Genomic DNA, 9376 nt, shown 5'->3' on the forward strand with positions numbered 1-9376 from the left:
TCAGAATATGGAAAACAGAGATAAGCCTTTGCGCATTTGAATGAAGACAGAAACCTCTTTACTGCTTACATGGACTTTTAAACATGAAAAGTCAACCACAGCTATCAATACTTAAAGGATTATTATTTACCTACTGCATCGAAAACACCAGAGATGCGGACCGAGAAGAGCTAATTACCTCTATAAACGTGAACCATCACGAGGAACTCACATGGTTATTCAACCAGCTAACCAAGCCTGAATTCATCAAATATAAGCAAGATGAAAGAGAATGGCACATCAACACACTCCAGCATTTTCTCAGCACGGACGAAAATTTTGAGTCCGTATTTTATCTATTTGACACTTACTTCGAAGATGAAATCGTCGACAACAGAGCCTTTATGAAAACATTGCTTGAATGTCTAATTCGTTATCACGCTCAAGCGACAGCAGACGAATAATCCAACAAAACCAAGCGAACACGATCAAATGTGGGAGCTGGCTTGCCTGCGAAAGCGGTAGTGCAGTAACACATGCAGCGACTGACACACCGCCTTCGCGGGCAAGCCCGCTCCCACAGGGGATCTGCGTTTGCCTGAGGGGCATTCCTCCCCCATTCAAATCTGCTTCGTTCGATCATCCAGTGTTCTGATCAGCGCTTGGACAACTCCATAATCATCCGACTCAACAAATAAACCCGCGGCACCACACTCTCCACCTCGGCATATTCCTCCGGGGTGTGGATATTGCCCCCCACTATCCCAAACCCATCCAACGTCGGCGTGCCTACCCCGGCGGACAAGCTGGCATCCGCCGCGCCGCCGCTGCCTTCGATGGTCAACTTGCGTCCCAGTTCGCCATAAATCCCTTGGGCCATCGCCACCAACTTATCCGACTCGGCCGTCTGCGGCATCGGTGGCAGGCCGCGCTGCAGGCTGGTGTTCACTTCGGTTTCCGGGATCAATTTGTTGGCTGAAACCCGGGCCAGGTCTTTCTCGATCCGGTCGAACTCTTCCGGCAAGGCCGCACGCACGTCGGCCTTGGCGGTGGCTTGGTCAGGGATGACGTTGGTGCGGTCACCGGCCTTGAGCACGGTGAAGTTGATGGTGGTTTTCTTGTCTTCATCGCCAAGTTTGCCCAGTTGCAGGATCTGGTGCGCGGCTTCCATGGCGGCGTTGCGTCCCAGTTCCGGGGCGACGCCGGCGTGGGCGGCCTTGCCTTTGACTTCGACCACGGCGGTGGCGCTGCCTTTGCGCCACACCACCAGGCCGTCGGCGGGACGGCCGGGTTCCAGGTTCAGGGTCACGTCGTGGCCCTTGGCAGTGTTGCGGATCAGTTCGGAGGCGGCGTCGGAGCCGGTTTCTTCGCTGGCGTCGAGCAGGAAGGTGATCTGCGCGTAGTCCTTGAAACCCTGGCTTTTGAGGACTTTGAGCGCATAGATGCCCGCGACGATGCCGCCCTTGTCATCCATCACGCCGGGGCCGTAGGCGCGGCCGTCCTTGATGTGGAAGGGGCGCTCGGCAGCCGAGCCTTCCTTGAATACGGTGTCCATATGGGCCATCAGCAGGATCTTGGCCTTGCCGGTGCCTTTGAGGGTGGCGACCACATGGCTGTTGTTGGCGGCTTTATCCGGCACCAATTCGATGGTGAAACCCAACTGTTTCAACTCGTCCACGGCGATATCGCGCACTTGGGTCAGGCCCGGCTCGTAGCCTGAGCCCGAGTCGATATTCACCAGGCGCTCCAGCAGCTTCAAGGCTTGGGCCTTGTATTGTTCGGCCTGTTGCTGGATCTGTTTATGAGGCTCGGCGCTGTAGGCCGGCAGGCTGAAAGACAAGGCCAGGGTAGCGGCCAACAGGGTACGCGGGAAGGTGAAGAACATGGACCGATCCTTGTTTTTTGTTGGAGGGTGCCCCGCCACCCTACCCCACTAAACTGACCGCAACCAACTGCCCTGTACCGAGCTGACCCGGTTGCGCCCGCTGCTCTTGGCTTCATACAGCGCCTGGTCGGCATCGTTGAGCCAACTGATGGAGTCGGCGTGGCTCGGCTGGTACGGCGCCAGGCCGATGCTCAGGCTCACTCGCAGTGTCGGGTCCTGGGCGTAGGCCAAGGCGTTGAAGCGACCGCGCAAGGCCTCCATCACCTCGGTGGCACGGTTGAGGGGCATATCGGGCAGGATCACGCAGAACTCATCACCGCCATAACGGCCGGCCAGGTCGGTGGTGCGCAGGTTCTGGCGCAGCACCTTGCTCAGTTGGCGCAGGACGATATCGCCGGTCACATGGCCGTAGGTGTCGTTGATGGTCTTGAAGTGGTCGATGTCGATCAACGCGATGGCGGCACCGGCCGGGCCACGGCGGCAACGTTGAAATTCGAGGTCCAGATGGTCCTTCCAGGCGCCGTGGTTGAGCAGGCCCGACAGGCTGTCGGTGCGGCTCAAGGCCAGCAGTTCACGTTTGTGCCGGGCCAAGGTGACGGCCTGGCGATAGCAGATCCATCCCAGGGCCAGGGGATACAGCATCAGGATCGGCAGGCAGGCATACAGCTGGGCCTGGGTGGTCAGGGCGACAAACCCAGGTGTGAACAGCAACAACGCGGTGCCCAGTCCCAGTGCCTGCGCCACCCAACCCGCGAACAGGAAGCGCGGCCCGCCGATGGCGACGTTGTTCATGCTCATCATCGACAGGGTGGTGACGCTGGGCAGCGGGTTGAAGTGCATCGCGCCAACCCAGAACCCACCGCAAAAGGAATCGAACAGCAGGCTGCGGCGTTCGCTGCGCAAGGTATTGGCCGAGCGCAACGAGCATTGAAAAGCCAGGTGCGGCCACGCAAAGGCATTGACCAGCATCCAAGCCCATACCCACAGAGAGGGGTTCAACGGATACATGCCGAACGCCACGCACACAAAGCCGAGCGTCAGCCCCAGCAGGCGAGATTTGTACAAGCGCAAAGCGAGCGGAAGTCCTTTTCCTCCGACGGCTGGCATGGTGGGGGCGATCCTGGGTGAATGCCTGGAGTCTAACAGGGCGACGTCAAATCGCCACTACCGCTTATTGGCTAATACTTCAGTGCGAAAACCCGCGTGCCAGCATCAAGGCGACGCCCAACAGCAAGACGGCCGTGACCCGCTGCAACAACACCCGGCGCTTGGGGTTTTCCAGCACGTGCTTGATGCGCTGGCCGAAATAGCAATACAGGCAGCCGCTGGCAAATTGCAGCAGCAGGAAGGTCAGGCCAAGGATGGCGATGTCCGCCGCCGAACTGTGTTCACCGGCGCCGGCAAACTGCGGGAACACGGCGCTGAACATGATGATGGTCTTGGGGTTGGAAAACCCGGTCAACAGCCCTTTGCCAAACAGGCTGCGCGAACCCTCCACGGCACCTGCGTTGTTGATCGACACGCCGCTGCTGGTCCACTGCTTGTAGGCCAGGTAGAGAATATAGGCCACACCGACAAACTGGATGGTCTGGGTAATGGCAAGGTTGCCCTTGATCAGTTCCGAGAAGCCCACGGCAAAGATCAGGATGGAAATCAGGTAAGACACACTGGCGCCAATCTGCGCGGGGATCGAACTGCGCAGGCCGTCCTTCAGGCCCAGGCTCAACAACAACAAGGTCATGGGGCCGGGGCTGAAGGTCATGGTGGCGCAAAACAGCAAAAAGTAGAGAAACGACGACAGGGTTAACGCACTTGTCATGGCCAGGGACCTTGAATTAAGAGAACAACAGCAACAAGGCGAGCGCCTCAAGCGCCCGCCCCAGGCCGGTCAGGCGACGGCGATTTCAGTCGTCAGAGACTCGCGGTACATCACCGCCAGGTCAGCCAGGGCAGCCTTGGCGGTCTGGTTGCGGGTTTCAAACGCGACCAGCCCCTTCCAGTTGGTCTCGACAATGGCCTGCAGCACATCGGCGTAATCGCAGTTGCCGTCATGGATGCCGAAGTGCTGGTCTTGCACGCCGTTGTTGTTGCTGAAGGAAATGCCCTTGATCAGGTGGTGGTATTTGCGCACCACTTCTGCCGGCAGGCCGTTCTCGATGTTGGCGTGGCCGGCATCGAGGAAGAAATACACATTGCTATGGGCTTGCAGGCGCTCGAACACAAAGGCGTATTCGGCTTCATGGGTAAAGATGTAGTGGAACGGCCGATAGTTGACGTAGTTGGACAGGTTCTCCAGGTAGATATCCGTGCCCTTGGCCTCGGCATAGCGCGCCAGTTCCTGCACCGACTTGAGGTAATGCTCCAGGGCGACCTTCTTGGCCATCAGCACCATTTTCGGCTCGACGATGCAACCGCCGTGAATGATCAACGGCGCGCCCAGGCGGCTGGCGATGTCGATTTCCTTTTTCACATACTCCACGGCAGCGCTGCGGAAGGCTTCTACATCACTGCCCAACGGTGCCTTGAAGTTGCCGTGGAAAACCGGCTTGACCCCAGTCGCCGTGATTTGCGCCTGCAGGCTTTCGATACGCGCCTCGGTCCAGTCATCGACCATTTCGCCGAACAGGCTGCCGTCGATGTACCAGTGGGTGCAGTCACCTTCGATGGCGGTTTGCAGGCCCTTTTCGGCGCCCAGGTATTTCTGGTGGGCCACACCGGTGCAGAACGGGACGGTGGCGTTGATCAGTTTGCTTTCCATGGAGCGATTCCTTTCGTTGATGGAGTGTCAGGCGAATTGACGTTCAGGAAGATTGATGGCCATGAAGTCGGCCTTGGTCACGCCGCAATCCGGGCATGTCCAGTCTTCAGGCACCTCTTCCCAAGGGGTGCCTGCGGGAATTCCGTCCTCCGGAATACCCAGTTCTTCTACGTACATAAAACCGCAGGGTGCGCACATATAAGTCTTCATGGAAATGCAGAATCCATTGCTCAGGTGTAGGAAATATCGCCATCTCCAGGCGAGATGCCGCGCAGTCTAGGGGAGTGGCATTGCGCAAGGCAGGTAAAGTGATGCCTAATCCGGCCTCACTTCACCGGTAAAATCACCTGCAAACACAAGGACGCGTCATGTTTGTATCCGCCATCGCTTTCGTAGAAGGCACGCCCAAGGTCCAGCAGATCGTCGAGGCGTTCAGCCACGCCATGGAAAATGGCGAATGGGCACCGGGCAGCAAACTGCCATCCGTGCGTGAGCTGACCCAGATCCTCGGCGTCAGCAAGTTCACCCTCAATGAGGCTCTGGACCGCCTGCGCGGTCGCCACCTGCTGACCTCGAGCCAGGGCCGCGGCTACTTCGTGGCGATGGACAGCACACGCCCTGCTTCGGCGACCTGGGTCGATCTACTGCCCCAAGACCTGCTCAGCGTATTGCGCCGGCCCTTGGCCACCGCCAGTGGCGAACTGCGGCCCGGTGGCGGACACCTGCCGGAGGACTGGCTCAATGGCGAAGCGATCCGCCAGGCCATGCGCAGCGTGGTGCGTGCGCCGTCGCTGCGCATCGCCGGGCTGGGCACGCCGGCGGGGCTGTTGCCGTTGCGCCAGGCGCTGCAACAGAAACTGCATGGCGAAGGCTTGTCGGTGCCGGTGGAGCAAATCATCACAACCCCCAACACCGTGCAGGGCCTGGACATGCTCATGCGCCTGCTTGCACGCCCCGGCGACACGGTGTTGCTCGACGCGCCGTGCTATTTCAACTTCCACGCCAACCTGGCGCTGCATGGGGTCAAGGTCGTTACCATCGAGCGCCGCCCCGATGGGTTCGATTTCGCGGCCCTCGAACAGTTGCTGGCCGAACACCGCCCCAGCCTTTACCTGACCACTAGCGTTCTGCATAACCCCACCGGGCATTCCTTCAGCCCCAGCCAGGCGTTTCGGCTGCTGCAACTGACCCAGCACTATCACTGCCATATCGTCGAGGATGATCTTTATGGCGACCTGCATCCCAACCCTCCTCCACGCCTGGCCGCCGTCGCCGGGCTGGAGCAGGTCACCTACTTGTCGGGGTTCTCCAAGAGCCTCAGCGCAAACACCCGCGTCAGCTACGTCGTGGCCGCGCCGCAACTGGCCGCCAACCTCACCAATATGAAATTGATGAGCGGCGGCGTCACCTCCGAACTGTTCGAACAAATCGTCTACCGTATGCTCAGCGAAGGCAGCTATGCCAAGCATCGCAAGCGCATGGTGCAACGCCTGATGGAGGCCGGAGGGCGCGTCGAACAATGGCTCAAGCGCTGCGGGTGCGAACTGCCGATGGCGTATGAAGGCGGGATGTTCATCTGGGCACGCCTGCCGCCTGGCGTGAACGGCGAACTCCTGGCTCAGCAAGCCCTGAAACGCAGCATGGTGCTGGCGCCCGGTGCGCTGTTTGGCTATGACCCGGCCCATCGCGACTCGATGCGCTTCAATGTGGCCCACAGTGATGAGCCACGGGTGCAGCGGGTATTTGAGGCGCTGTTGTTGCATGGTGTGGCACACAAAAGCAAAAGCAGCCCAACGTAACCACGATGCGAAGCGAGTAGCTCTTGCTCTTGCTCTGATTTTGATCTCGGTATAACTGCGTCGGCTGGCAGGCCGCCATCGCAGGCAAGCCAGCTCCCACAGTTGGATCGCGGGGCGTCGGGTGGATACGCATCGGCTCGCGCCGTAAGCCTCCCGTCAACCCGGCAACGGAATCACCCGCAACGGCCGCACCGACTTGTAGGAAAAGCTCGAATAGATCTCCTTGACGCAGGGCAACGTCTGCAAAACCTCGCGGGCAAACTCGCCAAACGATTCCAGGTCTTTGGCCACCACTTCCAGCAAAAAGTCATAGCGCCCCGAGACGTTATGGCACGCCACAATCTCCGGAATCGCCAACAGGCGCTGCTCGAACGCGCGGGCGATTTCCTGGGTGTGGCTTTCCATCATGATGCTGACAAACGCGGTCACCCCATAACCCAGCGCCTTGGGAGAAAGGATCGCCTGGTAGCCACTGATCACCCCGCTCTCCTCCAGGGTGCGCACCCGGCGCCAGCACGGTGAGGTGGTGAGGGCCACCCGCTCTGCCAACTCGGCCACGGTCAGGCGGGCGTTGCCTTGCAACGCGTTTAAAAGGGCTTTGTCCGTACGGTCCAGCTTGATGGGCATAACGTGCCTCTAATCATTATTTTTATCGATGTTTGATCCACAAACGCGGGTTTTTGCAGGCTTTTTCGCAAAGTTCATCTGTGGTTATGAGCATAGCATTGTAGGAAATAAGGAGCGCCCGACATGCACACTCAACACACCAGCTTCGGCTTTTGCACCCGTGCCATTCACCATGGCTATGACCCTGTTGACCATCACGGCGCCCTCGTTCCGCCCATCTACTTGTCTGCCACCTTCGCCTTCCCCACCGTCGAATACGGCGCCGCCTGCTTTGCCGGAGAAGCCAGCGGCCACTTCTATACGCGCATTTCCAACCCCACCCTGGCCCTGCTGGAGTCACGCATGGCCAGCCTGGAAAACGGCGAGGCCGCCGTAGCATTCAGCTCCGGCATGGGCGCGATTGCCGCAACGTTCTGGACCCTGTTGCGCCCGGGCGACGAGATCATCGTCAGCCAGACCCTCTATGGCTGTACCTTCGCCCTGTTGCACCATGGCCTGGGCGAATTCGGTATCAAGGTGCGGCATGTCGACCTGACCGACCTGGCCGCCCTGCAAGCAGCATTCTCCCCGGCCACGCGCATGCTCTACTGCGAGACGCCGGCCAACCCCAACCTGCGCCTGATCGACATCGCCGCCGTGGCCGAGTTGGCCCATCAACAGCCGAATGTCACCGTGGTGGTCGATAACACTTATTGCACGCCCTATCTGCAACGCCCCCTGGAACTGGGTGCCGATGTGGTGGTGCACTCGGCCACCAAATACCTCAGCGGCCACGGCGACATCACCGCAGGTGTTGCGGTGAGCCACCAGGCGCTGGCACAGCGCATCCGCCTGCAAGGGCTCAAGGACCTGACCGGCGCAGTGATGTCACCCCAGGACGCGTCGTTGCTGATGCGCGGCCTCAAGACCCTGGCCCTGCGCATGGACCGTCATTGCAGTAATGCCCAGGCGCTGGCCGAAGCCTTGCAGGCGCACCCGGCCGTGGAGAGTGTGATCTACCCCGGGCTGCGTTCCTTCCCCCAGTACGAACTGGCGACCCGGCAAATGAAACTGCCCGGCGGCATGATTGCCTTTGAACTCAAGGGTGGGATCGAGACGGGCCGGCGCTTTATGAACGCACTGCAACTGTTCACCCGTGCGGTCAGCCTGGGAGATGTCGAATCACTGGCCCAACACCCGGCGAGCATGACCCACTCCACCTACACCCCCGAGCAACTTGCGCAGCACGGTATCAGCGAGGGCCTGGTGCGTTTGTCGGTGGGGCTTGAAGACGTTGCCGACCTGCTGACGGATATCCAACAGGCCCTGGCCAAGTGCAGCGGTGCCAACCTGCGGCCAGCCCCCACAGCGGTTTATGCCATGAAATAGCGCCTCAAGCCGTGCGTTTTGCGGTGCCTGGGCGGCGGTCGGAAGGATCCGACTGCCGTTCTACATGTTTAATGCTTTTTTTTTCGCAGATTGGATCCCCCTCCTTTAGCCAGCCTGTACTAGCATGTCCGCAGCGGGACGCACTATCACTGCAGGTTATTCACATTCGTTACCTTCTTAACCCCCGTCGCTATAAAACCGAACACCTGCACGAAACTCACGGACGAATTGATGAACTCACACCTGTTCCCACAGATAGGCAAGGTCATCGCCAGCACCGGCAGCCGCCATTTTCCACGCATGCTGCATGACCTGATCCTCACCCAACTGGCAGTGGACGCCACCCATATCACCCAATTGCACGTCAGCCGCGAAGGCCTTGGCCGCCGCAAGATCAGCCCGGTGTACACCGATTCGGTGGCGGCCCTGGGCAGCGAGCAACTCGCCGCACAACTGCACCTCACGGGCCGCAAGGACGATGTGCGCTATGTACTGTCGGTGTATCGCTCGCACCCGTCCGACAGCTTTTCCGCGCAAGAACGCAGCATGCTCCAAGACTTCTCCGCGCTGTTGCTGCCCATGGTGGAAAAACACATCACCGCGCTGCAGCCATCGCTCCCAGACAGCCCGTGCGCAGTGCCCCAACATCAGGGCATCGACACCTTGCACCGACGCATTCAGGAGCGCCTGGTGCAATCGGGGCTGACCCTGTCCAACCGTGAACTGCAAGTGTGCGTAGGCCTGCTGGCCGGGCGCACCGCGCCGGAGTTGGCCGAACAACTGGCGTTGAAGGTCAACACCATCGAGAGCTACCTCAAGCGTGCGGCGATCAAGTTGGGGATCAGCGGGCGGCATTCGTTGTTGCGGTGGATGTACTCGACCGAAGACGGCACCCGTTTCTGAGCTCACGCCAATCAAACTGTAGGAGCATGCTCGCTTCTACACGGGGTATTCGGGCAA

The 9376-nt window shown here is 59.7% G+C and carries 10 protein-coding genes; 4 read left to right on the top strand and 6 right to left on the bottom strand.

All coding sequences use genetic code 11. The annotated features are described in order from the left end of the window. The first annotated feature begins 83 nt into the window (after nucleotides 1–83). A complete protein-coding gene (locus MHH62_RS05285; RefSeq protein ID WP_032903701.1) occupies nucleotides 84–443 on the top strand; it encodes a hypothetical protein in 360 nt (119 codons plus the stop codon). 191 nt (nucleotides 444–634) lie between these two features. Here MHH62_RS05285 and MHH62_RS05290 read toward each other — a convergent pair whose 3' ends face one another. The 5 genes from MHH62_RS05290 to MHH62_RS05310 all read right to left on the bottom strand — a co-directional run bounded on the left by MHH62_RS05290 (nucleotide 635) and on the right by MHH62_RS05310 (nucleotide 4832). Continuing rightward, complete coding sequence (locus MHH62_RS05290) at nucleotides 635–1864, bottom strand: M20/M25/M40 family metallo-hydrolase (RefSeq protein WP_014718119.1); 1230 nt, start codon at nucleotides 1862–1864, stop codon at nucleotides 635–637. A 48-nt stretch (nucleotides 1865–1912) separates the two neighbouring features. Then, nucleotides 1913–2971 (bottom strand): diguanylate cyclase, encoded by a 1059-nt coding sequence (locus MHH62_RS05295; protein ID WP_014718118.1) that lies wholly within the window; start codon nucleotides 2969–2971, stop codon nucleotides 1913–1915. A gap of 79 nt (nucleotides 2972–3050) precedes the next feature. Then, nucleotides 3051–3683 carry a LysE family translocator gene (locus MHH62_RS05300; protein WP_014718117.1) on the bottom strand — a complete coding sequence of 211 codons (633 nt, stop codon included), beginning with the start codon at nucleotides 3681–3683 and terminating at the stop codon, nucleotides 3051–3053. A gap of 69 nt (nucleotides 3684–3752) precedes the next feature. Further along, on the bottom strand, nucleotides 3753–4622 hold the full coding sequence (locus MHH62_RS05305; RefSeq protein WP_020303173.1) for a sugar phosphate isomerase/epimerase family protein: 870 nt from the start codon (nucleotides 4620–4622) through the stop codon (nucleotides 3753–3755). 27 nt (nucleotides 4623–4649) lie between these two features. Further along, a complete protein-coding gene (locus MHH62_RS05310; protein ID WP_014718115.1) occupies nucleotides 4650–4832 on the bottom strand; it encodes a rubredoxin in 183 nt (60 codons plus the stop codon). A gap of 158 nt (nucleotides 4833–4990) precedes the next feature. Between MHH62_RS05310 and MHH62_RS05315 the strand changes: the two genes are divergently transcribed. Then, nucleotides 4991–6421 (top strand): PLP-dependent aminotransferase family protein, encoded by a 1431-nt coding sequence (locus MHH62_RS05315; RefSeq protein ID WP_339232610.1) that lies wholly within the window; start codon nucleotides 4991–4993, stop codon nucleotides 6419–6421. Between the two features lie 156 nt (nucleotides 6422–6577). Here MHH62_RS05315 and MHH62_RS05320 read toward each other — a convergent pair whose 3' ends face one another. After that, nucleotides 6578–7048 carry an Lrp/AsnC family transcriptional regulator gene (locus tag MHH62_RS05320; protein ID WP_014718112.1) on the bottom strand — a complete coding sequence of 157 codons (471 nt, stop codon included), beginning with the start codon at nucleotides 7046–7048 and terminating at the stop codon, nucleotides 6578–6580. Nucleotides 7049–7171: 123 nt separating this feature from the next. Between MHH62_RS05320 and MHH62_RS05325 the strand changes: the two genes are divergently transcribed. Together MHH62_RS05325 and MHH62_RS05330 are read left to right on the top strand one after the other, a co-directional pair. Then, on the top strand, nucleotides 7172–8416 hold the full coding sequence (locus tag MHH62_RS05325; RefSeq protein WP_339232611.1) for a methionine gamma-lyase: 1245 nt from the start codon (nucleotides 7172–7174) through the stop codon (nucleotides 8414–8416). Between the two features lie 231 nt (nucleotides 8417–8647). Continuing rightward, nucleotides 8648–9319, top strand: a complete 672-nt coding sequence (locus MHH62_RS05330; protein WP_072435738.1) for a helix-turn-helix transcriptional regulator — start codon at nucleotides 8648–8650, stop codon at nucleotides 9317–9319. The last annotated feature ends 57 nt before the right edge of the window (nucleotides 9320–9376 follow it).

It is taken from the genome of Pseudomonas sp. FSL L8-0168, from assembly GCF_037976155.1.
Taxonomy (GTDB): Bacteria; Pseudomonadota; Gammaproteobacteria; order Pseudomonadales; family Pseudomonadaceae; genus Aquipseudomonas; species Aquipseudomonas paracarnis.